A 26313-nucleotide genomic window follows, 5' to 3' on the forward strand; every position below is an offset into this window, starting at 1 on the left:
GATTTTCCTTTCTGCAATCATGTGTAAGTAACGGTGAGTTACTCTGGATAGTCTCGTGGCTGCAGCGTGTAGCCCGCTTGGCCGTCGAAGGGATCGCCCAGAATGTCCACATTGGCCCGGTTGGAGATCTCCCCCAGACGTTCGCGGATCTTTTCGGGTGTCCAATCGCCTCCCGTCACGCCCTTGCTTCGCCAGAGCCCGACTTCGTAGACATTGGTGCCGTTCATGCCGAGGCATCGGCCGTTGAACGGAACGGCTTCATGGACCAGAAACGCCAGAGCCGGGGCGACATGGTCGGGCGAATGCGCCTGCAGGACCTGCTGGTCCGGCTTCGTTTTGTCATCGCTGAAGGTCAGCCAGGCGACGGTGGCCGCACTCGGCAGTATCGAGTTCACCTTGATCCCAAGCGCGTCGGCCTCTATGGCAAGATTGCGGGTGAACCCGAAGATCGCCGCTTTCGACGCGCCGTACACCGTGGAGTATTTGGCACCGATCACAGAGCCGGAAACAGTGTTGACGATCCGGCCCTTGCCAGCCGCGGCCATATGTGGCCAGACGGCGCGGCACATCCAGATGGTTCCCATCACGTGGGAGGAAACCATCTTTTCGATGTCTGTCGTTGTCAGTTTTTCGAACAACGTATATTCGAGCACGCCGGCATTGTTGACCAGCCCGTCTACACGGCCAAAAGCATCCAGGGCGGTCTGTACGACCGCCAGGGCACCTTCGCGGGTGGCGACGGTGTTGGTATCGGCCACGGCGATGCCCCCGGCCGCGCGAATTTCCGCAGCGACGGCTTCCGCGCGGGAGGCGGTGACGCTGCGGCCGTCCGGTCCGACGCCCAGATCGTTGACGACCACACTGGCGCCACGCGCGGCCAGACAATGGGCATAGGATCGACCGAGGCCGGGATTGCTCCCGGCGCCGGTGACAATGATGACCTGCCCGTCAAACCGGATCGCTGAATCGTTCATGGCGCTTACGCCACCTCTGCCTTGACGGGGTTCCGGAGCACCCCGATTTCCTCGATCTCCACCTCGATCGTGTCGCCATCCTTCATGAACAGCGGCGGGTTGCGCTTCGACCCCACGCCGCCGGGAGTGCCTGTGACGATCACGTCACCCGGCTCCAACTGGCTGAACATCGAGCAATAGGCGATCAGCTTGGGGATGGAATAGATCATGTCATGGCTGGTCGCGCGCTGGACCTCCATGCCATTCAGGCGCGTCACTAGGTTCAGCTTGGCATTGTCCGCGATCTCGCCGCGCGTGGCCATCCAGGGGCCGAAGGGGCCGCTGCCGACAAAATTCTTGCCGGGCGTCCACTGGCCGTCCTTCTTCTGATGCTCTCGCATGGAGCCATCGTTGTAGGGGGCGTAGCCTGCGATATACTCCCAGGCCCGGTCCTCGCTGATACGGCGGCCAGTCTTGCCGATGATGACGGCAATCTCGCCCTCCCAATCGACCCTGGTGGATTCCGGCGGAGCCAGGAAGGGCTGGAGATGGCCGACCTGGGAGTTGGCGAAACGGGCAAAGACGATTGGGGCCTCCGGCACGACCTTGCTTGTCTCCATCATATGGGTGCCGTAATTGATGCCGATGCAGAATATCTTGTCGGGGTTCGGGATAACGGGGAGATACTCGATCTCACCAAGGCCGTAATCCGCCGTCTTGCCAGCAATTGCCTTTTCCATTTCGGGCAGCGCACCGGCTGCCAAAACCGCCTTGAGATCCGGGTATTTGTTCCCTGTTGCACGCTTGAGGTCTACCACCCCGCTACCGACGACGGCACCGTAGGTTTCTTCGCCAGCGATCTTGAAGCTCAGCAGTTTCATTCTGTTTCCACACCTTGTTACGCTCCGGCAAGAGAGCAGCAGCCGATCCGGCGCGGCATCCTTCTGCGCAGAGCAATGTCATAAGTGATTAATAGCCCGAACTAGGCGGCTTATGGGGGGCGCTGTTCGGAGTGTCCGCGCAGTGACCCAGCTCGAATAACTCCGCGAGATTCATCCGTTATTGCGTACCCGGTACCGTCTAATTCACAGCCATCCGCATAGCCGGACCGGCTCGTTCGCGTTCACTTAGCGAACATCAAGGGACGTCACGATGACATCTGCCGGGATTGCGGACCTAGATACCCCTACCGAAAGGCGGGAATCTTCCTGGTTCGCGCTGGACATATCCAAAATCTACAGGAGACTTGTTCGTGGCGACGGCAACAAAAGCAGACCAGCAACCAAGCGCAGCGCCGCGGGTGCATAATCCCGGCGCAGGCCTTTCGCCGGAAGCGTTCATCGACAAGATCATCGCCTTGCGCCCCATGATCCGTGCGCAGCAGGAAGCTGCTGACGCCAATGGCGGCTACGTCAAGGAAGTGCACGAAGCCCTGCTCGATTTCGGCGGCTACTTCGCGCTCAATCCCAAGCGTTACAACGGCCACGAATTTGACGTGGCTACGTTCCTGCGGGCATCGATTGAAATGTCGCGTAGCGACCCCGGCTCAGGCTGGTGCTACACTTTCGCGACAGGTCATGTCCCGATGATTGCCGGCCACTATTCGCAAGAAGCGCAGGATGAGATTTTCACCCGCAATGGCGGGCTTGCTCTTGCCCCGTTGCGTGCGCCGACCGGCGGCACGATCCGTAAGGTGGACGGCGGATATATCTGTAAAGGGGCGTGGGACTGGGGTTCCGGCATGTCTTATGCCACCCACGTCATGCCGACCGCACGGCTTGTCACCACACGCATTGCCGAAGACAGCGCCGAGGGACCGCCGACTTTCCTCGTGCCCTTGATTCCGATTGAGGACATCACGGTGCTCTGGGACAGCTGGGGCAAGGGTAACAGCTTGGGCCTTAACGCCTCGGGTTCGCACACGTTCATCGTTGACGATGTGTTCGTGCCCGACCACATGTGCTCACCATTCCACACTTTCCAGCGTGCCGGTGAATCGCCGGAGGGTACCTATGGCACCCGCCTTCACGGCAATCCCCTCTACCTTGGCCTGACGACGTCCTACTTCACATCCACGATCGCGAGCGTGATGGTCGGGTGCGCCTGGGCTGCGCTTGACGAGTTCGAGCACGTCCTTCGCAACAAGCGGACTATCAATCCGCCGTTCAATTATCGCATGCATTCGGCTGACTATCAGCAGCCGTTCGGCGATGCGCTGATGTATGCCAAGGCTGCTGATGCCTGCATCATGGAATATGCTCGTCAGTATCAGAAGATGCTCAACGACTGGGAGAACGGCATTCCCCTGACCGCCGAGGCGGATTTTGCCGCCGGCGCCATGTGCACGAATGCCGCGCGTCTGGCGACCAAGGCGGTGGAAATTTCGTTCTACGCTGGCGGTTCTTCCAGCGCCATGAAAGGGGGGCGGTTGAATCGTTATTTCCGCGACATGGCTACCTACCGGACCCATCCGATTGCCCAGTACCACACGGCGGCAATCGGCTTTGCACAGGGGTATCTCGGCCTCCCAGTTCCTCAGCTTGAAGCGGTTGGCGGGAAGAGAGCGTAACAGGTTCGCATTGGGTTCGTTGCGCGATTCAAGGGCTTCCGCAAGAAGCCCTTGAATTGCAAATACTTTGAACTTTCAGGCCGTAATGATCGGGCTTGGTCCCCTGTTGCCGACGGCAGCGAAGCCCCCCTACCTTGGCGAAGGAATATCCTGCTGATCGGCATGTAAAGCCCGTGAGCATCCGGCGATGATGGCGACGTTCGGAGTGTGATCGGTTCAAACGGGGTCATTCGAACCGATCACACGACAAACCAAGAGCTAAGGGACTGTCCAGCACCCCTCTAGTTGTAAAGAGTTGCGGCACTCCGCTACCGTCGTACCAGTGTGCCGCAACTGACTTCAATACGAGACCTACGCACCGTTATGCACGATAGCCCCGCCAACGGAGATATCGGCTTGCCGCCCGTGTCGGCTTTATGCGGCCGAGATCAGATTTCCTTAAAGGAGACCATGCTGGGCGGAGCTTCGCATCCATCCATCACTTCCTCCAGGAAATGAAGGAACGCCGGAATTTCACCGAGTATATCCACATCCTCCCTGGCTTGATGGATGAACAGGTGCAGGAATGACCGGCCGTCCTCGCTCACCGATACCGAGTACGACGATCCAGGCCGAAGGCGTTGCTTCGCCAGTGGCAAGAATACCTTTATGTTCTCCAGGTTTCTCTGCGCGAACTCCGCTTTCACTCGATATTCTGCCTTAGAAACGAACATTTTGAATTTCTCTCCGTTCAAGAGGGGGGAAATCAAGAAACCTCAAGCATGCAGGCGCATGGATGGCACCTTGTGCAAAGGCCGGAGGCCTGCGCTCCTGCCGTGTATCGTAGCGGCGACGCCCCCAGGATATTGATCCATCACGTTTCGGAAGGTGTCGGATGCCGGGAACCCATGCCGAGACGTCCATGAGCGTGCCCCGATGGGTCATCGGCGGTCATGAGGCGGCGTCCACTAACTTCCGCAGTGCATCGGAAGGGTTGCGGTCTATGGCCCGAAGCCGGGTGCAGACCGTATCAAGGCCCAATGTGCGTGCATAATGCATGGGTCCGCCCGTATGGCGTGGCCAGTTATAGCCGTAAAGCCAGACCACATCGATATCGGACTCCCGCGCTGCGATCCCTTCCGCCAGGATCTTGGCCGCCTCGTCGATCATGGGGAGCAACATCCGGTCCAGGATGGCCTCGTCAGACCATTCGCGCGGCGCAATGCCCTTGTCAGCGGCAAAGCCGGCGATGATGTCTATCGCCTCCTGTGAGACCACCGGTTTGCGCTGCTCATCATAATCGTAGAACCCGGCGCCGGTTTTCTGGCCCCGCCGCCCTGCCTCGCACAGGCGCTCACGCACGGTTGACCCCGTCGAGGTCTCCCGTGTCCAGCCAAGATCCAACCCGGCAAGGTCTCCCATCCGGAAAGGCCCCATGCGGAATCCGAAGTTTTCGACCACCCGATCGACACGATCCGGCGTGACCCCTTTAAGAATGATCGCCTCGGCTTCGCGTCGGCGGATGGCGAGCATGCGGTTGCCGATAAAGCCATATGCGTTGCCGGCCACGACCGGCTTCTTGCCGATCCGCAAACCCACGTTGATGGCGGTTGCCAGCGCGTCGGGTGCTGTGATGCCTGTCCGCACGACCTCAAGCAACTTCATGATGTGCGCCGGCGAGAAGAAATGCATGCCTAACACATCCTGTGGCCGCGATGTGCTTGATGCGATCTGCAGCACGTCGAGATAAGAGGTGTTGCTGGCGAGAATGGTCCCTTCCTTCGTAGTCCGGTCCAGGCGAGAGAAAATGTCCCGCTTGACCGCCATCGTCTCATAGGCAGCCTCGATCACCAGGTCGGCGCGTCCGAGAGCGTCGATTTCATTGGCGGTGACGAGATGCCTCAGCGCCCTTGCAGCCTCCTCGTCGGACATGCGCTGCGTGGCCACATTTCTTTCGATGATGCTCGTGATTTCATCTACGGCGCGCTTAAGGGCCGCCGGATCACGCTCGACCAGTGTGACCGGGAAATCAGCGCACAGCAGGGCGGTTGCAATCCCCCTTCCCATGGTTCCCCCACCGATCACGCCGGTGGAAGCAATGGGGCGGGCCTGGACCTTCTCCAGCCCGGGGATTGTGACGGCATCTGCTTCTGCGCGGGCAATATATGCCTCGACCTCGTTGGACCGGTTCATGTTCAACAATCGGCTCGTTTTGTCGGGGAAAGCGGAAACCACTATGGCCAGTCCGTGGCACACCGTCCAGAACAGGGCAGGTCACATGCCGGACAGGTTGAATTCTGCCTCTGCCATCGAACCACGCTGGCATTAGCCTCCGGGTCCGGTCCCCGAGGAAGATATTTCCGGGCAATTGGACAAGAGCGACGATCCGATGGCTGAAGCCTTTATCTGTGACGCAATAAGGACACCGATCGGCCGGTTTGGCGGTAGCCTGGCCTCGATCCGCCCCGATGATCTGGCCGCCACCGTGCTGAAGACACTTGCCCGGAGAAACGGGAGTGTCGACTGGGAAGCCGTTGACGATGTGATCTTCGGCTGCGCCAATCAGGCCGGCGAGGACAACCGCAATGTCGCGCGCATGGCCAGCCTGCTGGCCGGCCTGCCGATCGGCATCAGCGGCACCACCGTAAACCGCCTTTGCGGTTCCGGGCTGGACGCCGTCGCCATCGCCGCGCGCGCCATCCGGTCCGGTGAGGCCGATCTGATGATTGCGGGCGGGGTGGAGAGCATGAGCCGCGCGCCCTTCGTTTTGCCAAAGGCCGAGAGCGCCTTCTCCCGCAACGCCGCCATCTATGACACGACGATCGGCTGGCGTTTTGTGAACCCGGCCATGAAGGCCGCCTATGGCGTCGATTCCATGCCGGAAACCGCTGAGAATGTGGCGCGAGAATTCGCGGTCTCGCGCCAGGACCAGGATGCCTTTGCCGCGCGCAGTCAGACCAAGGCCGCCGCCGCACAGGCGAACGGACGGCTGGGCCGGGAAATTGTCGGGGTCAGCATCCCCCAGCGCAAAGGCGACCCTATCATCGTCGATCAAGACGAGCATCCCCGCGCAACCTCCGCCGAAGCCCTGGCCAAGGTGAAACCCGTCGTCTGTGCGGACGGGACGGTCACCGCCGGCAATGCCAGCGGCGTCAATGACGGGGCCGCCGCCCTGATCGTTGCGTCAGAGGCGGCCATCCGCCGGTATGGATTGACGCCGCGCGCCCGTGTGGTGGGTGCTGCCAGCGCCGGTGTGCGGCCGGCTGTCATGGGGATCGGCCCCGTGGACGCGACGCGCAAGCTGCTCGCCAGAACGGGTCTGACGGTCGGCGCGCTTGACGTGATCGAACTGAACGAGGCTTTCGCCAGCCAGGCGCTGGCCGTGCTGCGGCAGTTGGGCATCGCGGATGAGGACCCGCGGGTGAACCCGAATGGCGGGGCCATCGCGCTGGGCCACCCGCTGGGCATGTCGGGCGCGCGTCTCGCCCTGACCTCAACCGAAGAACTGGTGCTGACCGGCGGGAAATACGCCCTGGCAACCATGTGCATCGGCGTGGGCCAGGGTATTGCCATGGTCCTGGAACGGGCCTGACGGACAATATCGCGTGTCAGGCCGGTGCGTGAAACGCGCCCTGAAAGCTACCGGGCGTCTTTAAGTCGGCCCATGTGATCGACGGTTCAGATGCAGCCATCTGAACCGGTCACAGTCTGGCTGTTGGAGGTTACCCATGAGTGTCGCGCGTCCCCTTGATATCGCCTATGTACGGCTGGCAGCGCCAGATCTGGCCGTGCAGGCCCGTTTCCTTACGGATTTTGGTCTTGTCGATCTGGGGTTGCACGGGGACGTGCAGCTCTTCGCGTCAGCCAACGAGGCGCCCTTTTGCTATATCGTGGAACAGGGGGAAGCAAAATTCCTCGGTTTCGGCCTGTGGGTTGAAAGCACAGAGGCGCTTGAAGCCCTGGCCGCCAGAGAGGGCCGGCGAGTTCAGTCGTTGGGCCTGCCGGGCGGGGGCAGCTACGTGCGGATGACCGATCCCGACGGTTTTGAAATCGACGCTGTCGCAGGCCAGAGTTTCAGGAGTGACGGGACCTCGGAATGCCCCGTCGATTGGAACGAGAACGGGTTGCGCCGGCGCGTCGACAGTTTCCGCCGGACGGAAAAAGGCCCTAGCCATGTGTTGCGCCTTGGCCATCTGGGCATGGCGGTTACCGATTTCCGCCGGTCGGAGGGCTGGTACAAGGATCGTTTCGGTCTTCTGACATCGGAGGAGTTTGAAACGGCACCGGGCAAACCGCTGGGCGCCTTCATGCGTCTCAATCGTGGCGAAACGCCCACGGACCATCACACCGTCGTGCTGATTGAGTCCCCACGCCGCGGTTGCGCCATGTCGCCTTTGAGGTTGCCGGGCTCGATGACCTGATGGCCGGGCGCGAACATCTGGGGCAATGCGGCTACAGGCCCCACTGGGGTGTCGGCCGCCATATTTTCGGCAGTCAGATCTTCGATTACTGGCTCGACCCTTATGGCCGCGAGCATGAGCACTGGACCGACGGCGACCAGCTGACCGCCGCCATCTCCCCCAAACTCGTCCCCCTCTCCGACGTCATGGGCGTCCAGTGGGGCGCTGAGCGCCCAAGCCGGGACTAGGCGGTAAACTCTGTGGTGTAGGAGGTCCGCGCGCGTGGCCCGACAATCCCGCCATCAGGCGGCCGGCATCGGCCGCCTGATTAGGCCATTACCTCTCCGATGGCCGGCGCTTCCCCATCATGTCGCGGGACGCTATCGTCAGCGGGCCATGGCCCGCACCGCGTCAGTCGATAACCGGGGGCTGGCCCTCCCAGGCGCGCAGGAGCAGGCCGCGGAGGCGAGTTTCTTCCAGCGGGGCCGGATTCCAGTACTGGTTCCTGAAGGTCAGCTCCACGATACGATCAATGCCGTGCCGGGGCATGCCCAGGTCCTTCAGGGCGGTCGGCGCCCCCAGTGATCGCGCCAGTTCGTACAGGGCCAGCGGTGCATTGTCCGTGCCCATCGCGCGCCCGATCCGCATCAGCGCATCGCTCACGTACGGGGCGTTATAGGCCAGGGCGTGGGGTAGAATGATCGTGTGGGTCTGGGAATGGGGCAGATCGAATGCACCGCCCAGCGCATGACAGAGCTTGTGATGAATGGCCATGCCGACCGCACCCAACGTCGTGCCGCACAGCCAGGCGCCGTACAGCGCGTTCGACCGTGCTTCCTTATTGGCAGGATCGTTGATGAGCTGCGGCAGGCCGCTGGCCAGGGCGCGGATGCCTTCCTCGGCGATCAGCGAGATGATGGGATTGGCCTGCTTGGAATACAGCCCTTCCACGGCGTGGGCGATGGCATTGATGCCGGAGGTGGCCGACAGGGCAGGGGGCAGGCTGAGCGTCAGGTCGACATCATAGATGATGACCTCCGGCTGAATCCGGGGTGAAGACTGTGTTGTCTTCACGCCATTTTCGGTCTCCCCGAGAATCGGTGTGGCCTCCGAACCGGCATAGGTCGTGGGAATGGCAATCTGGTGCAGGTCGGTCCGCAGGGCGATGGCCTTGGCCAGCCCGATGGTGGAGCCCCCCCCCAGAGCGATCAGGCAGTCGGTCTGCCGCCTTGCCACGTCTTCCATCGCGCGGAGCGTGGTATCCACCGGGGTGTGCATGCGCGCACCGTGGAAGATGCTGCACTCGAACGCTGTCAGATATTCCGCCAGCTTCCGGCCGTCGCTTTCCTGCTCCGGCGTCGTAAGAATCATCGGCCTTTTCGCGCCGATCCTGGTCACTTCCTCCGCCACGGCGGTTTTGAGCAGGTCCGACCCGAATTGAACCCGGACGGGGTTAGCAGTATAGACGAAGGGCGTCACCGCGCTGCTCCATGATGCTGTTGCCACCTGCTGACCGGCCGATGGCCGGCGCCAGCCTGTGATGATTGGCGATTGTCATGTCTCACGGAGCAAGGGTGGTGTATCATGTGTCCGCCCTGCGTCGTCGCGGCACGATATGGCGGACAGTTTGGACCGCCTTCAGGCGAAGTGAACCCTGATACCTTCGTTCAGACGGGTTCCTCGGCGGGAAGGACAATCGCCGCATGGCAATCTTGAGTTTACTGTATCGTGGATTTCCGGTCTGGAAATTAGGAAGCGCGCTTCGGAATCGCTCACGGAGCTCTCGCTTTTCTGGCCATGACAGGATTATCCTGAAACAGAAGCAGGCTAGAATCCTGTGGTTCCTGGGGGAGGACGATCTTATGGATAATGTACGCACTATTTCGCGCGGAATTGACCTGCTCGAGTTCTTGAACCGGTCCGGCAAAGCAACGGGTGCACACATAGCGTCACAATTAGGGCTGTCGCGGCCGTCCACTTATCGTATCCTTGAAACGCTGACGGCGTGCGGCGTTGTTCGTTACTCCGAGAAGGACAACAAATACGCTTTGGACTGGTCCGCGCAGACTTTGGCCAGCGGGCTTACCGAGCGTAGCCGGGTATTGTGCGTGGCCACGCCCTACCTCTATGAGTTGCAGAAAAAGGTGCAATGGCCGACGGATCTGGCCATCCATGAAAATGGTGTGATGGTCGTCAAGGAATTGACCCATCCGATCAGTCCCTACTCCATCGAATCGGGTATTGTTGGAAGTCGACACCCCGTTCTCTGCGGCTCTTTAGGGCGCGCCTATATCAGTTTCTGTCCCAAAGGGGAACGGGACGCCATCCTCAAGAACTTCTTCTCACGCTGCACGGGTGGGTATGAGTATTTCAATTCGATGCAGCAGATCGAATGGATGATTGCAAAGACCCGGGCCGACGGCTTCGGTTCCCGGCAGCAGGATGTGAATGCCGAAACCTCCAGCATCGCCGTTCCCATCCGCTTCCTGGGACGGGTGCTGGCCTGCATGGATATCAGCTGGATCGCGTCCGCGATGAGCTTCGATGAAGCGGTGAAGAAATTCCATGCGCCGCTGGATGAGGCACGCCGCGCCGTGGAACGGCAACTGGCGGCCGAGACGATGCTCAATTAGGCCATCGCAAAGGCCGTAAAAAGAAATCCAGGGCAACGCATCGGCGATGCCCTGGATCGTGGTCGGAACTGAAAGTTGGGGACCGGGTGCTGGTCAGTCGAGCTAAGGGCGAGTCCTTACAGAAAAGGCCTTTGACCCTTGCTGTAAGGACTCGGGACTTTGCGCTCGACCTGGCCTATTGGCCAGCGCCGGCTGAAGGCGCGGAGGCCATCAAAGCGTCACGTCGAACCCAAGCGCGCCCTTGCCGGCCGAATGCGTCATCACCTGCCACTGGCTGGTGACATGGGTGCGATAGGTCGACGCATCCTTGTAGAAACGCAGCAGACGCGACCCAGTCCGGGCCGCCGTGGTGCCGGAGGTGGTGAACATCATCTGGATGGCGTCGCAGGCTATCTTGCCAGCCATCAGGGCGGTTTGACGCATGCGGGCATCGTCGATGCAGGTGAACGGCGTGCGGTCGCGCGCCCACGCATCACAGGCCGCCGTATAGCGCCGGGCCGTGCCGAGGAGGAGCAATTCCGCTGCGTCCACCATGCCCATCGCTTCGCCGTACCATTGCTGGAAGAAGTGGGATTCGGCGCGTGGCATCGGCGGCGGGAAATGGGTCTTCTGGCTCTCGATCAACCGCTTATATTCGTCAAGCGCACCCTTCGCCGCGCCGACCATCGGGGCCGCCAGTTCGCAGCCGAAATAGGTCATGATACGGCCGAGATAGAGCGAGTTGCCATGCAACTGATACCCGATCGTCCCGTCCTTACTCAGATCGCGGCGGGGCCAGTCGAACAGGGAAGTCCAGCGGTCGGGAATGAATTTGCCGGAGATTCGGACCGTATTCGATCCGGTCGCCTGCAGGCCCAGGACCTGATCCCCGCCCCAATCGTTCAGGACTTCGATCTGATCGCGGGGAATGATGAAGCCAATCGGAGCAATCGGCTGATTATCGTCAAACGCGTTGGCCGCGCCCATGAACCAGTTCGAATGCGGGACCCCGGAGGCATAGGCCCAGTCCCCCGTCAGGATATAGCCACCGTCGACCTTCTCGGCGCGACCGGAGGGAAGGGCGCGCTGCGGACAGATGAAATCCGCCTGATCGGCAAAGCCTTCTCGTTGGGCTTCTTCTGGGAAATAGGCGGCGAGATGCAGCGCGTGCCCGGCGGACAGGCCCATGCCCCACGCCGTGCCCGGATCGGCCCGGCCGATCTCGATGACGACGCTGAGGAATGTCTCGAGGTCCATCTCGAACCCCCCATAGATCTTGGGGGCGAGCATCCGATAAAACCCGGCTTGCTTGAACTTTTCATGCCGCTCGCGCGAACAGCCGCCATTGGCGTTGTTGGCCTCACACTCGCTGGAAAGCTCCTCCCGCATGGCCATGGCGCGGGCGATGATTTCCTTCGGAGTAACGGTTGAGCGATCTGCCTGTTCGTGAATGACGTTTGCCACGGGTATCTCTCAGGACTGGCGTGCCCCGAAGGCCTGGCTTTCGCCTTGATAAACAAGGAAAAAGCCGCCACCCAATGCTCGGGGACTGGCAGGATGGGTAGCGCGGGTTTATAGTTGATCGTTACCTCAGTCAGCGCCGTGCTGAACGGGTTTTCACGCCGCAGTCCACGTGATGTACCCAGTCCACGTGGTGTACGCGGTTCGCACGAATGTGAGCTTGTTTGCCGATGACGTATAAGCGCATTAGATCGCTCGAACGGGGTGTCGCAATCCTTCAGTACGTCAATACCATGGGGGAAGCGACGGCAGGCAAGATCGCTCAGGAAATCGATCTTCCGCGTCCGACCGTCTATCGTATTCTTGATACGCTTGTCGAAAGCGGCCTCCTGTATCGGAGTCCGTCTGCGCAAAAGGTCTACAGACTGACGGAGGCGGTTGGGAAGCTGATTACCGGCATCGAACGCGCCGATCCTGTGGCCACCGCCGCGCACAGCGTACTCAGCAATTCCTCGCTGGACGTGTCCTGGCCGGTTTTCCTGTGTACCTATTCCGAAAAGGGGATGGTCATCCGGGAAACCACGCGCGGTTCCAGCGTATTCTGGACGGATCTGGGCTGGGTCGGTGCTGCGGCCCCGATCTGGGAAGTGGCGCCGGGTTGGGCCTTTGCCGCCCATGCGTCGCCCGAACTGCAAGCCTTCCTGATTGAACAGGGCCCTCCGGATGTAAAAAGCCGCCTGGAAACGATACGCCAGCAGGGCTATGCCCTTGATCATGATGCCACCGGCCGTGTCAGCGGTGTTGCCGTTCCGGTCGGAAAAGGCGATACCCTGGTCGGCGCCCTGGCTACGGTATGGGAGGTGAGTGAGGCCCCCGAGGCGAACCCGGTGGATGGGTACCTCGCATCGTTGAGGTCCCTGCGCGACCAAATACTCGAAGAACTGGCCTCCGACATGGATTACAGCTCATCCCTTGATAGTCGCTGAGGCGGCGGTATGAACCGTCGGCGCATTTGGTGCCAGTGCTGGTCTCTGGCACCAAACCGGCTGATCAGGCCGCCTGCTGAACGACGTTCTCGAACGAGCAGCCGGTCTTTTCGATCACTTCCGCCAGGGTCACGCCGTCGGCCAACTCGACAAGGGTCAGGCGGTCGCGGGTTTCAGCGACCTTGAACACCGCAAGATCGGTGATGATCATGTCCACGCACCCCGTGCCTGTCAGGGGCAGCGTGCACTGTTCCAGGATTTTCGGCGCGCCGTCCTTGGCGGTGTGCTCCATGACCACAATCACGCGCTTCACGCCGGCGACCAGATCCATCGCCCCGCCCATGCCCTTGACCATGACACCCGGGATCATCCAGTTGGCAATATCACCCCCGCGCGACACCTGCATGGCGCCCAGCACGGCCGCGTCGATATGGCCGCCGCGGATCATGGCAAAGCTCTGTGCGCTGTCGAAAAAGGATGATGTCGGCAATTGGGTGATGGTCTGCTTCCCGGCATTGATCAGTTCGGGATCGACCTCATCGGGATAGGGGAACGGTCCCATGCCCAGCATACCGTTTTCGGACTGAAGCGTGATGCGGACCCCTTCGGCCAAGTGGTTAGCCACCAGAGTGGGGATGCCGATCCCGAGATTGACGTAATAGCCGTTGTGCAGTTCCCGGGCCGCGCGGGCGGCCATTTGATCGCGAGACCAAGACATCAGTTGTTCTCCTTTCGGGCGCGCGTCGTCAGCTTCTCAATCCTGTTTTCGCTGACCGTGCTCTTTACGATGCGGTCGACATAAATGCCGGGAACATGCACGGCATCGGGATCCAGCGTACCGTCGGGCACGATCTCTGACACCTCCACGACCGTGACCTTGCCTGCAGCGGCCATGGGCGCATTAAAATTGCGCGCGGTCTTGCGAAAGATCAGATTGCCTTCGCTGTCGGCCTTCCAGGCCTTGATGATGGACAGGTCGGCACGCAGCCAACGTTCCCGGACATAGAGCTTTCCCTCGAATTCTTCGACGGGCTTGCCGTCGGCAACAACAGTGCCGACCCCGGTGGGCGTATAGAAGGCGGGAATGCCCGCTCCGCCCGCACGAATGCGTTCGGCCAGCGTTCCCTGCGGCGTCAGTTCAAGCTCAAGCTCGCCCGACAGGAACTGCTGCTCGAACAGCTTGTTCTCCCCCACATAGGAGGAGATCATTTTGCGGATCTGGCGGCTCTGCAGCAGCATCCACAGGCCAAACCCGTCGGCCCCGGCATTGTTGGAGATGACCGTCAGGCTCTTCACCCCCGATGCACGGATCACGGGGATCAGGCTTTCCGGATTGCCGACCAGACCGAAGCCACCGGACATGATCGTCATGCCGTCGAACAGGAGGCCTTCGAGGGCCGCTTCCGGCGAAGGATAAATCTTGGATGTCATCGGATACCTGTCAACTTTACGCTGTCTGGCGCACTCAATTGCCGGCACGCGCCCGCCTTGTCCTTCGTCCGTTCCCGAGCGTCTGACTGGTGTACGGGCAGGGGAAGTCGCAGAGGCTAACGTCCCTGGAACCGGATGCCCATTTCGGCAAAAATGGTGCGCGCCTCGTTGAAGGCGGTGTTGGCGACCGGAACGCCGGCATAAAGGCCGGTCTGCAGGCTCGCTTCCTTGATGTCCTGGACGGTGAGGGAGCCGCGCTCGATGCCCAGTCTGGTGTGGAAGCGGAATTCCTCCCAGCGGCCCAGGGCGGAAGTCAGGGCCAGGACAAGCAGGCGGCGTGTCCGGTAGTCGAGGCCCTTGCGCCCCCAGATCGTGTGCCAGGCGACCTCGGTCGCATAATCCTGATAGTCGCAGATCCAGGCATCACGCGCGGCCAGCGATTGGTCGACCCAGGTATCGCCAAGCACGCTGCGCCGTACCCGTTCGCCGTTACGGGCAGGATCAAGCCCGGTGCCATCCGGCTGTATCCGGTCATGCAGCCGGCCGATGATGGTCGCCAGCTCACCCGGAGCCTCCACTGCTGGCAGGCAGCACGCGGTGGATTTTACCACCGACAGGCCGATGCGCCCGTCCCAGGGAGCAGGGTCCGCACCATCCCCCGCAAGGACGATGGCCCCCGGCACCGAGCAGTCGGCAAGCAGCCGCCCGGCATCCGTGGCCGCGTGCAGAGCGGCAGCCTGGCGATAGCCGTCACGCGTCGTCGACTGCATCGAAAGCCGGAGCGGATCAACCCAGGTGTCCAGACGTTCCTGCTGCTGAAGGGGGAAGGCGGTCCTGAAGAACCCGTCGACCAGATTACCCACCGTCGAGCCGGGGGCCAGATGGCTGCGTTGGGCCCACAGGCCGCTGTCGAAATCGTCCAGCCCAAGTGCCGCGACAACGCCGCTGATCCTGTCCGGCCGGGTGCCCGCCATTTCCAGCCCGACCAGAGCGCCCAACGCCTGACCGCAGACCAGCGCCCGATCGATGCCAGCATGATCCAGCACCGACAGAATATCCCCGGCCAGTTCGGCCAAGGTGCCGCCTGGCAAGGGCGGGTCGGAAACGCCGTGTCCGGGCAGGTCGACCCGGATCACGCGGAAATGATCCTGGAAGAAGGGTATCACCCGGTCCCAGATCGTATGATCGAACAGGGCCGGATGAAGCAGGACCAGCGCCGGGCGGGAAGACGCCCCATCCTGTCTCCAGTAGAGACGTCCTCTCTGTGTGACTGCGAACGGCATATACCCTTCTCCCCCTGTCCCGGACCTATTTGGCCAGCGCGTTACCAGTAACGATCTTGAGCACACGCTCGACATCGTCCGGCTGCTGGCTGCCTTGCCACGCGATATGGTGATCGGAACGGATCAGGATTGCCGTTTCCGGGTAGACGCCGCGCAGCGTGGCGATATCGTCCGGGTTGGTGGGGGCGAACACCTTTAGAGGAATGCCGCGGCGGGCGGCGATTTCCTGCCAGGGGGCGGTGTCGAACTCACCCAGCACCATCAGGGTCAGGCCCCATCCGACATGGTCGTAAAGTGCGCTGCCATCGGCCAGGAAGCGATGCGGGGCGCGGTTGCCCGGCCGGGCGGCTTCCTTGAACTCCCGGAACAGCGGCTTGAAGGCCGGCTTGCCGTCGCGGACGATGATGGTGGAGGCCGAGTAGGTGTAACCCAGCTGCCCGCCGATCGACTTGAACTGCTGCGTCTTTTTATCGACGATCAGCCGAGACACCTCGGCGCGCACCGCATCACCTTCGGGGCCGTGCTTTTCGATGCCTTCCAGAACCAGGGAGTGCGCCTGCATCTCCTGGTTTTCCTCCGCGCCCTTCTGACAGAAAAGCACGGCCTCGCGCCGTTCGACCGTATAGCTGGGCAGAAGCTGATCGCCGCCCCAGCCCTCAATAGCCGCCTGCAGCTTCCAGCCCAGGTCGGCCGCATCGCCGATACCGAGATTCATGCCGAAACCGCCCTGGGGCGAAACCATATGCGCGGCATCGCCGATCAGGAAGGTGCGGCCGAAATCGAAACGCGGTGCCGTCAGCGAATGCAGGCTGAAGCTGCCGCCGCTGATGGGCTCCACATCGATCTCTTCGCCGACGGCGCCCAGCAGCAGTTTTTTGACGTCGTTCCAGTTGTCGCCATCGAAACCTTTCGGCATCGGGCACGAATAATAAAGGAACTCGGTGGCGTCTTCGTTCTGAGGGATCAGCAGGTCATCCGCCCGATCGTCATTGTAGAAATAGACCATCGAGGCGATCGGGCCGGCCTTCCACACCTTCTTGAGGTTGGGCGACCGGATAAACCATGAAAAGGCCCGGCCCAGATTGGGGCGGCCTTCCATGCGCACATTCAATGCCAGCCGGCGCAGCGGGCTGGCGGAACCGGTGGCGATCACCAGATATTGCCCGCGCACCGTTTTTTCGCCGCCAGGGCCGCGGATATAGGCTGTGACACCCGTCTCGTCCTGGAACAGATTCGTGACTTCGCTTTCATGCAGACGCGTAATCAGGGGCAGTTCCCGTGCACGCTGGAACAGCGTGGCCTCAATCGTGCGGTTGGGCGCCCATTCACCGGTTTCCGAAGCGATTTTCAGGGCATCGGTCGTTTCATAGGTCTTCGGAAAATGATGAACGAGGTGGCCGTTAAGCCGAGTCACGAATGTCACGTCGCGCTGGACCTCCGGTCCCACGCAATCATTCTGCCGCAACCGGTCCGCAATACCCCACCGCCGGAAGTGTTCCATCGAGCGGATGTTGGTCATATTGGCCTTGGCCGGAATAACCTCTCCATCGCGCCGTGTTTCGATGAGCACGCAAGCAATGTTGCGAAGCGCGAGATCGATGGCCAGGGCAGTCCCGACCGGGCCACCGCCAGCAATTATCACAGGGAATTCGTGAGCTAAGTCCGTCATTTCAGCATCCTTTCTCGCACCCAAGCTCTAATACGAGACGGGCGAAATGGACGGGCAAACCTCAAACTGTCCGCAGTGTGACCCGCGTACGCAGAGCGAACAGGGGCGGTATCGGGCTGGCGCGCTGCGTCCTTTGATCCAAAGGCTCATGTACCAAACAGTGGATTTTCGGGGAGGCCATCCGATGCAAGTGCGCCGGGTTGTTACGGGATTATCTGCCGAAGGGCGGAGCAAGGTGGTCGCGGACGGTCCAGTGCCGAGATCGCATGATTTCAAAGCCATACCGGGCTTCAGCAATGTCACCGTGTGGTCCACAAAGGCTGGCGCCTCCTTGCGAGACGCCGCCGTCGACCGGACCGTCGAACTGTCGACATTGCTTGCCGAACCGTCCGGCACGACCTTTTTTATCGTGCAGTTTCCCCCGGACGCCGTCTGGGGGGGCGTCGATCCAGCGGCCGCCGACGAAGAGACCGCCCGCGTCCTGCCGGGTTTGGCCGACACGTTCGACCCGCAGCGCCCGGGCTTCCATGCGACGCCGTCCATCGATCATGTCATCGTCCTGGACGGCGAGCTTTGGCTTCAGCTGGAAGAGGGGCCGGAAACACTGCTTCGCCGTGGCGATGTCGTGATCCAGAACGGCACCTGGCACGCCTGGCATAACCGCACGGACCAGCCCGCCGTGATCGCGGCCATTTCGTTGGGTGTCGCGCCGGAATGAACGGATCCATGCTGGCAATCACCCTGTCCGCGGACTGGGAGCCTAGAGAAGGTGCGCTCCTGACGAGCGACGAACTCGCGGGGCGTTTTGCGGGCGATGCACGGCAGGCGTGGCGCAACCCCCATTTCGAGTTGGGACAGCGGCCCATGCCTCGCATCACCGCGCCAGACGATGTCATCGTGAAGGTGCATCGGGCCGGCATCGCACGATCCAACTGTAAGATGGGGGACAGTGACGCGGAGGGGTATGTTCTGTTGCCGTATATGATGCGGCTGCCTCTGATCCCTGGCCATGAAATTGCCGGTGAGATTGTCGAAACTGGCCCGGCCGTGCGCCATCTGCAGGTGGGTGACCCGGTGGCCGTGCAGGCCCTGCAGCCGTGCGGCTCCTGCCGTGCGTGTCTCCTGGGCCGGCCGAATCAGTGTCTTGACACCGGTTTTTCCGGCCTCACCTCCGATGGCGGCATGGCGCAGTATTTTGTGACCGCCGCCCGGTTCGCCCATTCCCTGGTGCCGGTTGCAGAACGGGCAGGTTTCGACAGGGCAATGGACGTGGGGGCGGTGTGTGAGCCCGCCGCGATGGCCTATGTCGGCATGTTCCGTCAGACCGGCGGATTTCTGCCCGGGGAGACAGTTGCGGTTTTCGGATGCGGACCCATCGGTCTGTCCTGTGTCAGCCTGGCCCGCTGTGCGGGGGCGGCAAAGATCATCGCCTTTGACCGCACGCCGAAACGGCTGCGCCATGCCTTGGCCCTAGGTGCCGACATGGCGGTCGATATCCGTGAACTGGCGGATCACGAGAATGGCATCTCCGATGTGCTGCTGAACTTCTCCGGCGGCGTGGGCATCGACTTCTTTGTGGAGGCCACCGGTGATGCCCGGGGCCTGTTTCCCCAGTTCGAAAAGGCGCTGGCCATCGGCGCCAAGGTCGTTTCTCTGGGGGTGGAACGCAAGCCGATGCCGATCAGCCTTTTCGCCTATCAGGGGGCGGGGGCTTGGCTGACCGGGACCATGGGGCATATTGGCGGCTTCGAACCGCTGATCGCCCTTCATGCCAGCGCGCGCATAGACCTGAGCGCCATCATTGATGCGCGTTTCGATCTGAGCGAGGGGCTGCAGGCGCTTCGGGTCGCGTCGCGCTTCGAAGAAGCAAAAGTCGTTCTGCTTCCGCATGCCGAGCCTGCGGGGGGAACCGTTTCCGGTGGTGCGGTCTGAAACAGGCGTTCACCGCTTTTGGTGCGTCTGTCGCCGAACGGGATGGGCGGTCAGGTCTGGGCCGCTGTCTCTCAATCATGCCACCCACAAACACACTGAAAGCCTGGAGGCAGGGCCGCCGGCCACCGTGACGTGCCTTCAAGTTTTCGCCAGCACCCGTGCCATTAAGATGGTTTGGGCATTGCACCTTTACATGAATATGTGCACTAGCCGGACACTGCTTCCAGTGCAGTTCGAACCGCCGGAAAACTGCCTAAACTGAACCTGCAACACGACGTCAGACTAACGGGCTGCACCAATCGGTCGACAACGAATTTCCATAATAGGAAAGGCCGGCCGCCCGTGTTGGCAGTGCATGCCAAGCACATGAAAATCATGAAGGGGGAGGAATACCGGATGCGAGCTTATAAAGCGTCTTTGCTCGCCAGTGCCCTGGCGATGTCCCTGGCTGCGACAGTTCCGGGTCATGCGCAGCGGGCCGACGGCGATTTTGAACTCGAGGAAATCATTGTGACAGCGCAGAAGGCGCCCCGCGCTCTCAGCAAGGCCGCGGCGGCGATCTCCGCCGTCGCGGGCGATGATTTGGCGCAGTCCGGTGTCACCAATGCGATCGACCTCGGTTCCACGGTCACGGGCGTAACCGTTGCCTCGCAAGGTACGGCCACCAACTTGGCCATCCGCGGCGTCGGCTCCAGCCAGTTCGCCCCCCTTGGCGGTTCGGCCGTGGGCTTCATCCAGGACGGCGTGGCCATCGAGGGTAATATCGGCCTGACCAGCGGTTTCTATGACCTGGAGCGCGTTGAAGTGATGAAGGGGCCGCAGGGCACCCTCTACGGCCTCAACGCCACGGCCGGCGTCATTTCCGTGGTCAGCGCCAAGCCGAAGGTTGGCGAGACGTCCGGCGCCGTCGACGGTGAATATGGCAATTATAATGGCTACAACCTGTCCGGCCATATGAACGTGCCCTTGGGCGACAATGTGGCCGCCCGCCTGTCCGGCACCCTGAATCGCCATGACGGCTATGTGGCGGACACCTTTAATGACGCCAAGGAAGGCGGCCTCCGTGGCCAAGTGCTGATGGAGCAGGAACGCTGGTCGCTGCTGCTGGCCGGCGACTATTATCATGAAGGTGGCGTGGGCAATACCCAGACGCCCGTGCCGCTCTCCACCGGCCGCGGCACCAAGGGCGGTGATCCGTTCGACGTGAACTATTACGAAGCGGTGGCCGGTGATGCCCATCGCGACGACGAGTACTGGGGCGTGCGGGCGGAGCTGAACGCGGATCTGGGTTTTGCGAACCTGACCGTCGTGCCTGGCTATCGCGTCATCAACACCGACGACATCCAGTATATCAACGCCTTCCGCGCGGACCTGATCAACAAGTCGTCGCAGACCAGCATCGAAGCGCGTCTTGACGGCGATGCCGGTTCTGTCCGATGGCTGCTGGGCGGCTATGCCTTCTGGGGCAAGCGCACCTATGATGGCTTCTTCTACAGCACCGGCTATGGGCCGAACCCGTTCGGGCCGCCCGCACCGCTGCAGAACAGCTTCATGGAAGGTGACTCGATCAGCGCGAACAGCGTGTTCTCGAAGACGCCCAAGGATTCCCAGGCGGTCTTCGGTCAGCTGACCTGGTCGGTTCAGGATGATGTGCGTCTGGTCGGCGGGCTGCGTTACTCGCATGACGGCCGCGAGGCCAAGCCCAATACCAGCTCCGTCCTGAAGACGACGCTGCCGTCCGTCCCGCCGCCGCTGGCCTCCTTCATTCCCATCTCGCAACTTCAGGGCATCGCGATTGCGCCTGGCCGCTCGCTTTCGCTGGAATCGCTTCTGGCCAAGGATCCGGCGAACCTGTTCATCGAAACCGTCTCGATCTCGCGCGAGGCTGATTTCGACAATGTCGATTTCAAGGTCGGCGTCGAATATGACCTGACGGACCGCACTCTGCTCTATGCCAACGTGACCAGCGGTTACAAATCGGGCGGCATCAACGCCTATGCCTTCGGCAATGGGGGTCTGAGCTATAAGCAGGAAACGCTGACCGCTTATGAAGCGGGTGTGCGTTCGCGCTTCGACGATGTCCGCCTGCACCTGAACGGTTTCTACTGGAGCTACAAGGACCATCAGGAAGGTGCGATCTACAATATTCCCGGCGTGGGTACCCAGCTCGTGATCGAGAATATTCCGTCGGGCCATCTATATGGTGCGGATATGGAGCTTGAATGGCAGCCGACGCCCAATGACAATTTCAACCTGTCGGTTTCCTGGCTGGAATCCGATACCGGTGCCTTCTCCATCGGTGGCGTGGTTCAGCCCAAGGGCCATGAATATGCGTCTGCCCCGCATTGGACGATCAATGGCAGCTACCAGCACACGTTCCCGATCGGGACCTATGAGCTGATCGCCCGTGGTGAAGGCCATTATCAGTCGACCTCCAATCTGGAGATCAACTTCCTGCCGGAATCCGTGCAGGAGGCCTATTTCACCGGCAATTTGAGCCTGACGCTTCAGCCGGAAACGGCTGACTGGTACGTATCGGCCTTTGTCCGCAACGTCACCGACAAGGCCTATCTGACGGGTGCGGTGAAGGCGCCGGGTCTGGCGCCGGATTACTGGGGCAATCTGGGAGCCCCACGCACCTACGGTGTTCGTACCGGTTTCAAGTTCTAAGGCGTAATGCAGTAGCGGCCGCAGGCACGCCTGCGGCCAGTTTGCAGATTATCCGGCAGGACAAAAGAAAGGCCGCTTCTGCGGTTGGTTCAGGCGAATATCAGCCTGGATCGATCGCAGAAGCGGCTTATTTTGGTGCGCTCAACAGCCCATCCGTAAGGCGGCAGGGACGATCCCGCCGCCCAGGATGGATACTACGCCGCCGGCGTTTCGATACGGGCGACCTGTCCAAATTTCCCCTGAAGGAAGATGAGCGGAGAGGCGACACGGTCGCTGGCCAGCGCCATCGCCTCGACCTGGCCCAGCACCAGATAATGGTCGCCGGCCTCCTGGACGCCATGGATCGAACAATCGATCCAGGCCACCGCCCCATCAAGCATGGGCTGGCCGTTCTCCGATGCGCGGTGGACGACCCCGGCGAACTTGTCTCGTTCGCGGGAAGCGAACTTGCGGCAGAGCCATTCCTGGTCGTCGGCCAGAATATTCACGCAGAAGCGTCCGGTCGCCGCGATCTCCGACCAGCTTACCGATTTCCGATCGGGGAAGAAGCCGATCAGCAGCGGATCGAGCGAAACCGATGTGAAGGTGCCCACCGTCATCCCGATCGCCTCGCCTCGCATGGTCGTGGCGGTGATGACGCAGACGCCGGTTGGATAATGGCTCAGGATCGAGCGGAACTTCTGGGGATCGAGAGACATCGCCTTGTCCTTACACAATGGCACGAGCGGCAGAGTGAGACGCTCGCAATAATGCTTGGCGCTGAATGCGTCCGAGCGATCATCTCATGATCGTGAATACTGGGTACGCCACCATGAGTAATTTCATGGCGTCCGCAGGGTGAGCGTACCAGGACTGGACGTTCGAGCCCACGGCCGTAGTATAGCGGCAATGTACATTCTGACCGGTTTGCAGCGCGCTGAAAGGTTGAGATGATGGAAGAACAGGCCGCAATCATGCCGCCAGATGGCTGGCAACTCCGGGCGCAGGCACCGGCGATGGGTACGGTGCTTGGCAGGCTGGACGAGGTGCCCGAGGGCGGAAGCAGGGAATATGTCTTCGGCCAGGGACTGAACGCCTTTCGGATGTTCGTGGTCCGTCATGACGGCCGGTGTTTCGGCTATCTCAATCTCTGTCCGCACTATTCACTGCCGCTGAATGTGCGCGCGGACGAGTTTCTGTCACGCGACGGCGCGCGGATCATGTGTCGCCGGCATCTGGCGGTGTTCACGATCGAAGACGGTCTGTGCATCGACGGCGCCTGTACGGGCAGCAGTCTGGAAACGGTGCCGGTGACGGTCGATCAGGCCGGTATGCTGGTGATAGGTTGAGCCATGCCCTATTTCATTTTCCGGGGTTACGATGTCCCCGAAACATCGGCGCAGATCCGGACGGCGATCCGCCCGGACCACCGGCTCTATATCCGTGAAACGCACCATGGGGTGCGTGCTGTCGCCGGCGGCATGGTCGTCGATGAGAGTGGCGCCGAGGCCATGGGAACGCTGCTGATCCTGGACGCACCCGACCGTGACGCGGCGCTGCGCTATCTGGAAGGTGATCCCTATCACGGTGCGGGACTGTTCGCCCGGTTCGAACTGGACCGCTGGGACTGGGGGCTGGGCGCCCCGCCGGTGGAGTGATCCGCAAGGTCCGGGCTCGCCTTCGGATCGACCTGACCTGCTTTTATTCAATGAAGAAGGGGCTGAAAATACGGACCATCGGTCAGTACTTCCAGCCCCTGTCAAAGACTGAATTGATAAATCAGCGCCTATAGAATGGCGGGATCTGGGCATCGACATTGACCCAGACCGATTTCGGCTGAGTATATTCCTGCATGGCTTCGAAGCCCATTTCACGCCCATAGCCCGAAACGCCGACCCCGCCGAAGGGCGAAGCCGGGTGCACCCGCTTATAACAATTAATCCAGACCATGCCGGCATGAATGCCGTCGGCAAATCGATGCGCGCGGGTCAGGTTCTGGGTCCACAGGCCGGAACCGAGGCCATACTCCGTCGAATTGGCGATAGCCAGCGCTTCGGCATCGTCCTTGAAGGTGGTCACGGTCACGAAGGGACCGAATACCTCTTCACGCTGCACCCGGTCGCCGGGCCTTGCGCGGACAATGGTCGGCTCGATGAAATAGCCGGCCTGGAGTTCCGGTGCCGACGGGACACGGCCGCCCGACAGAATTTCGCCGCCCTGATCCTTGGCGATCTGGACATATGACAGCACGCGCTGGTGATGGACGCGGGAGGTCAGCGGACCAATCTCGGTTTCGGTGTCCAGCGGGTTGCCCAGCCGGATCGAACGGGCCAGACCGATGAAACGGTCGAGGAACTCATCCGCAATCTTTTCATGCAGGATCAGGCGCGAACCGGCGATGCAGGCCTGGCCCTGATTGTGGAAGATGCCGAAGGCCGAGCCATTCACCGCGGCCGGGATCACCGCATCCTCAAACACGATGTTGGGCCCCTTGCCACCCAGTTCGAGCTGCACCTTCTTGAGATTGCCCGCCGAAGATTTGACGATTTCCCGACCGATATTGGTCGATCCGGTAAAGGAAATCTTGCCGATCCCGGGATGGTCGGCAATCCGCTGGCCCGCCGTATTGCCGTAGCCGGTGACGATGTTGACCACGCCGCGCGGGAAGCCGACCTTTTCCATCAGCTCCACGACGCGCAAGGTCGACAGCGGCGTAATCTCGCTGGGCTTCATGACGACGGTGTTGCCGGCCGCTAGGGCAGGCCCCAGCTTCCAGCTGACAAACATCAGGGGGAAGTTCCAGGGCACGATCTGTCCGACCACGCCGATCGGTTCACGCTTCACATAGTTCAGGAAGCCGGCGTCCACGGGGATCACGGACCCTTCCAGCTTGTCGGCAATGCCGCCGAAATAGCGGAAGCAGAGAACCGTACGGGGAACGTCAAGCCCAAGGCAGTCGCGCACCGGATGGCCGGTGTTGGTGGCTTCCAGGCGGGCGAGATAGTCGGCATCCGCTTCGATCGCATCGGCCAGTTTCAGCAGCAGCCGGCCGCGTTCATGCGCCGGCAGGCGCGCCCAGCCGGGGGCCGCCGCCTGGGCCGCCGCCACCGCGCGGTCGACATCCTCGGCACGGCCTTCGGCAATCCTCGTAATCACCGAGCCATCGAACGGGTTGATGACGTCAATCTCCCCCCCGGCGAGGGCATCGACCCATGAGCCATCAATGTAGAGGCGGGTGTTGAGGCCGGCGGGATCGATGGGAGCGAGCGTTGGCATTGGATTTCCCGGTTCTTCAGAAGACAGGAAGGGCAGGGGCCTTTTGAAAGCTCCTGCCCTTTAGAGTTCACAGTATAAGCCCTTGTTTTACCACGTGACCGACACGGTGGGGGCCTCGCCGCGGGCGATCATTTCGGGGATCTTCGGCGAACCGTTCTCCCAGACCAGCAGCATCGCCCGCTTTTTCGCAAAACCTTTGTGGCGGATATCCGCCGGCATGCACGACACGTCACCGGCACGGGTCAGCACCGTGGCGCGCGGCTTGGCGCTTTCCTTGTCCTTGATCTCCCAATCGATCTCATCGGACAGGGTGATGAACCATTCGCAGCGATCATTGCCATGATCGACCGGAAGCGAGAACTCCTCCGTGGTCGGGCAGAACAGGCTTTCACCCAGCACCGAGCAGACGGACGGGTTCCAGGTCACGTCCGAACGGGACAGATAGTCGAACAGATTGTAAGCCCAGACCTGGCCTTCAAAACCCGGCTCGGCTTCGATAACCGGCTTGGACTGGTCGACATCCGGGAACATCCGGTTGGCGGGGAAGCCGTTTTCATCCGTGCGCAGCGGGGTGTCGCCCGGCAGGCCGACCATACGCTTGGCCGAAACGCGCGTGCGGGTGATGGCCGGTTCATTGTTGCCGTTCTTCGAACCCCAGGGCGCATTGGTCTCCATGGGCGAGGCGAACGGATCGAAGCCTTCGTTGGTCCAGTCGGCCAGAACGGCCTTGAACAGCGGCATCAGCACGTCGCTAGGGAAGCGCTCTTCATGATCGCGGCCGGCATCGTGATAGGCGTCGTTGTAGCGGCCCGCGAACAGGGTCACTTCACCATAGTGATTAACGGTGCCGACAACGTCGTCGAAATTGACGGTGCCATAGAAGAAACCCCACGCCACGTCACGCATCAGGGCGCGTAGGAAGGCATCGACCGGCATCGTGTGTGCGCCCTTGGGCCACGTGATCCGGGCGAAATATTCATCGCGCGCGAAGGTGAAGCTGCCGGCCTTGAAGGAACGATAGCCGGTGGTGTTGTCGATCGCCCCGATCTCGGTGTGGGTGACGAGCTGCGTGCTCGCAGGGCTAGCGGTCGTTGCGGCTGCTGACATAGCTAT

Annotated in this window: 24 protein-coding genes; 11 read left to right on the forward strand and 13 right to left on the reverse strand. The window is 61.5% G+C overall.

Going from position 1 to position 26313, the window contains the following annotated elements:
* Positions 1-38 precede the first annotated feature (38 nt).
* Together ABC728_RS11060 and ABC728_RS11065 are read right to left on the reverse strand one after the other, a co-directional pair.
* The gene (locus ABC728_RS11060) at positions 39-974 is read right to left on the reverse strand and encodes an SDR family NAD(P)-dependent oxidoreductase (protein WP_416621555.1); all 936 of its coding nucleotides are present in this window, start codon (positions 972-974) and stop codon (positions 39-41) included.
* Between the two features lie 5 nt (positions 975-979).
* A complete protein-coding gene (locus tag ABC728_RS11065; RefSeq protein ID WP_416621556.1) occupies positions 980-1834 on the reverse strand; it encodes a fumarylacetoacetate hydrolase family protein in 855 nt (284 codons plus the stop codon).
* Positions 1835-2205: 371 nt separating this feature from the next.
* Between ABC728_RS11065 and ABC728_RS11070 the strand changes: the two genes are divergently transcribed.
* Positions 2206-3522: a hypothetical protein gene (locus ABC728_RS11070; RefSeq protein WP_416621557.1), complete on the forward strand. Its 1317-nt coding sequence runs from the start codon at positions 2206-2208 to the stop codon at positions 3520-3522.
* Between the two features lie 428 nt (positions 3523-3950).
* Here the strand turns inward: ABC728_RS11070 and ABC728_RS11075 are convergent, their stop codons facing one another.
* Together ABC728_RS11075 and ABC728_RS11080 are read right to left on the reverse strand one after the other, a co-directional pair.
* On the reverse strand, positions 3951-4235 hold the full coding sequence (locus ABC728_RS11075) for a hypothetical protein (protein ID WP_416621558.1): 285 nt from the start codon (positions 4233-4235) through the stop codon (positions 3951-3953).
* A 217-nt stretch (positions 4236-4452) separates the two neighbouring features.
* Positions 4453-5694 carry a 3-hydroxyacyl-CoA dehydrogenase gene (locus ABC728_RS11080; RefSeq protein ID WP_416621590.1) on the reverse strand — a complete coding sequence of 414 codons (1242 nt, stop codon included), beginning with the start codon at positions 5692-5694 and terminating at the stop codon, positions 4453-4455.
* 196 nt (positions 5695-5890) lie between these two features.
* Between ABC728_RS11080 and pcaF the strand changes: the two genes are divergently transcribed.
* From pcaF to ABC728_RS11095, 3 genes are all read left to right on the forward strand, one after another.
* A complete protein-coding gene (gene pcaF, locus ABC728_RS11085) occupies positions 5891-7093 on the forward strand; it encodes a 3-oxoadipyl-CoA thiolase (RefSeq protein ID WP_416621559.1) in 1203 nt (400 codons plus the stop codon).
* A gap of 136 nt (positions 7094-7229) precedes the next feature.
* Positions 7230-7922 (forward strand): hypothetical protein, encoded by a 693-nt coding sequence (locus tag ABC728_RS11090; RefSeq protein WP_445376425.1) that lies wholly within the window; start codon positions 7230-7232, stop codon positions 7920-7922.
* Complete coding sequence (locus ABC728_RS11095) at positions 7922-8149, forward strand: hypothetical protein (RefSeq protein ID WP_445376426.1); 228 nt, start codon at positions 7922-7924, stop codon at positions 8147-8149. The genes ABC728_RS11090 and ABC728_RS11095 overlap by 1 nt, the downstream gene beginning before the upstream one ends.
* Before the next feature lie 163 nt (positions 8150-8312).
* Here ABC728_RS11095 and ABC728_RS11100 read toward each other — a convergent pair whose 3' ends face one another.
* The gene (locus ABC728_RS11100) at positions 8313-9380 is read right to left on the reverse strand and encodes a maleylacetate reductase (protein WP_416621561.1); all 1068 of its coding nucleotides are present in this window, start codon (positions 9378-9380) and stop codon (positions 8313-8315) included.
* Positions 9381-9763: 383 nt separating this feature from the next.
* Between ABC728_RS11100 and ABC728_RS11105 the strand changes: the two genes are divergently transcribed.
* Positions 9764-10534 carry an IclR family transcriptional regulator domain-containing protein gene (locus ABC728_RS11105; protein ID WP_445376427.1) on the forward strand — a complete coding sequence of 257 codons (771 nt, stop codon included), beginning with the start codon at positions 9764-9766 and terminating at the stop codon, positions 10532-10534.
* A gap of 210 nt (positions 10535-10744) precedes the next feature.
* Here ABC728_RS11105 and ABC728_RS11110 read toward each other — a convergent pair whose 3' ends face one another.
* The gene (locus ABC728_RS11110) at positions 10745-11977 is read right to left on the reverse strand and encodes an acyl-CoA dehydrogenase family protein (RefSeq protein ID WP_416621563.1); all 1233 of its coding nucleotides are present in this window, start codon (positions 11975-11977) and stop codon (positions 10745-10747) included.
* A gap of 227 nt (positions 11978-12204) precedes the next feature.
* Here ABC728_RS11110 and ABC728_RS11115 point away from each other — a divergent pair, with 227 nt between their 5' ends.
* Entirely contained in the window at positions 12205-12960 is a 756-nt protein-coding gene (locus ABC728_RS11115) for a helix-turn-helix domain-containing protein (RefSeq protein ID WP_416621564.1), read from the forward strand.
* 64 nt (positions 12961-13024) lie between these two features.
* On the opposite strand, the gene ABC728_RS11120 is transcribed toward ABC728_RS11115, so the two are convergent.
* The 4 genes from ABC728_RS11120 to ABC728_RS11135 all read right to left on the reverse strand — a co-directional run bounded on the left by ABC728_RS11120 (position 13025) and on the right by ABC728_RS11135 (position 17343).
* Entirely contained in the window at positions 13025-13678 is a 654-nt protein-coding gene (locus tag ABC728_RS11120) for a CoA transferase subunit B (RefSeq protein WP_416621565.1), read from the reverse strand.
* Positions 13678-14391, reverse strand: coding sequence for a CoA transferase subunit A (locus ABC728_RS11125; RefSeq protein ID WP_416621591.1), 714 nt, complete (start codon positions 14389-14391; stop codon positions 13678-13680). The genes ABC728_RS11120 and ABC728_RS11125 overlap by 1 nt, the downstream gene beginning before the upstream one ends.
* A gap of 116 nt (positions 14392-14507) precedes the next feature.
* Entirely contained in the window at positions 14508-15674 is a 1167-nt protein-coding gene (locus ABC728_RS11130) for an alpha/beta fold hydrolase (RefSeq protein WP_416621566.1), read from the reverse strand.
* Between the two features lie 25 nt (positions 15675-15699).
* Positions 15700-17343 (reverse strand): FAD-dependent monooxygenase, encoded by a 1644-nt coding sequence (locus ABC728_RS11135; protein ID WP_416621567.1) that lies wholly within the window; start codon positions 17341-17343, stop codon positions 15700-15702.
* A 184-nt stretch (positions 17344-17527) separates the two neighbouring features.
* Between ABC728_RS11135 and ABC728_RS11140 the strand changes: the two genes are divergently transcribed.
* The 3 genes from ABC728_RS11140 to ABC728_RS11150 all read left to right on the forward strand — a co-directional run bounded on the left by ABC728_RS11140 (position 17528) and on the right by ABC728_RS11150 (position 21945).
* Positions 17528-18061, forward strand: coding sequence for a cupin domain-containing protein (locus tag ABC728_RS11140; protein ID WP_416621568.1), 534 nt, complete (start codon positions 17528-17530; stop codon positions 18059-18061).
* Positions 18062-18069: 8 nt separating this feature from the next.
* Positions 18070-19275, forward strand: coding sequence for an alcohol dehydrogenase catalytic domain-containing protein (locus ABC728_RS11145; protein ID WP_416621569.1), 1206 nt, complete (start codon positions 18070-18072; stop codon positions 19273-19275).
* A 510-nt stretch (positions 19276-19785) separates the two neighbouring features.
* Positions 19786-21945: a TonB-dependent receptor gene (locus ABC728_RS11150; protein WP_416621570.1), complete on the forward strand. Its 2160-nt coding sequence runs from the start codon at positions 19786-19788 to the stop codon at positions 21943-21945.
* A gap of 194 nt (positions 21946-22139) precedes the next feature.
* Here ABC728_RS11150 and ABC728_RS11155 read toward each other — a convergent pair whose 3' ends face one another.
* Positions 22140-22643 (reverse strand): flavin reductase family protein, encoded by a 504-nt coding sequence (locus ABC728_RS11155; protein WP_416621571.1) that lies wholly within the window; start codon positions 22641-22643, stop codon positions 22140-22142.
* Between the two features lie 231 nt (positions 22644-22874).
* Here ABC728_RS11155 and ABC728_RS11160 point away from each other — a divergent pair, with 231 nt between their 5' ends.
* Together ABC728_RS11160 and ABC728_RS11165 are read left to right on the forward strand one after the other, a co-directional pair.
* The gene (locus tag ABC728_RS11160) at positions 22875-23273 is read left to right on the forward strand and encodes a Rieske (2Fe-2S) protein (RefSeq protein ID WP_416621572.1); all 399 of its coding nucleotides are present in this window, start codon (positions 22875-22877) and stop codon (positions 23271-23273) included.
* 3 nt (positions 23274-23276) lie between these two features.
* Positions 23277-23582: a YciI family protein gene (locus tag ABC728_RS11165; protein WP_416621573.1), complete on the forward strand. Its 306-nt coding sequence runs from the start codon at positions 23277-23279 to the stop codon at positions 23580-23582.
* Positions 23583-23703: 121 nt separating this feature from the next.
* Here ABC728_RS11165 and ABC728_RS11170 read toward each other — a convergent pair whose 3' ends face one another.
* Both ABC728_RS11170 and ABC728_RS11175 read right to left on the reverse strand, forming a co-directional pair.
* Positions 23704-25200 carry an aldehyde dehydrogenase family protein gene (locus ABC728_RS11170; RefSeq protein WP_416621574.1) on the reverse strand — a complete coding sequence of 499 codons (1497 nt, stop codon included), beginning with the start codon at positions 25198-25200 and terminating at the stop codon, positions 23704-23706.
* Between the two features lie 87 nt (positions 25201-25287).
* Positions 25288-26307: a hydroxyquinol 1,2-dioxygenase gene (locus ABC728_RS11175; protein ID WP_416621575.1), complete on the reverse strand. Its 1020-nt coding sequence runs from the start codon at positions 26305-26307 to the stop codon at positions 25288-25290.
* Positions 26308-26313: the final 6 nt, after the last annotated feature.

The sequence above is a fragment of the Niveispirillum fermenti genome (assembly GCF_052474395.1).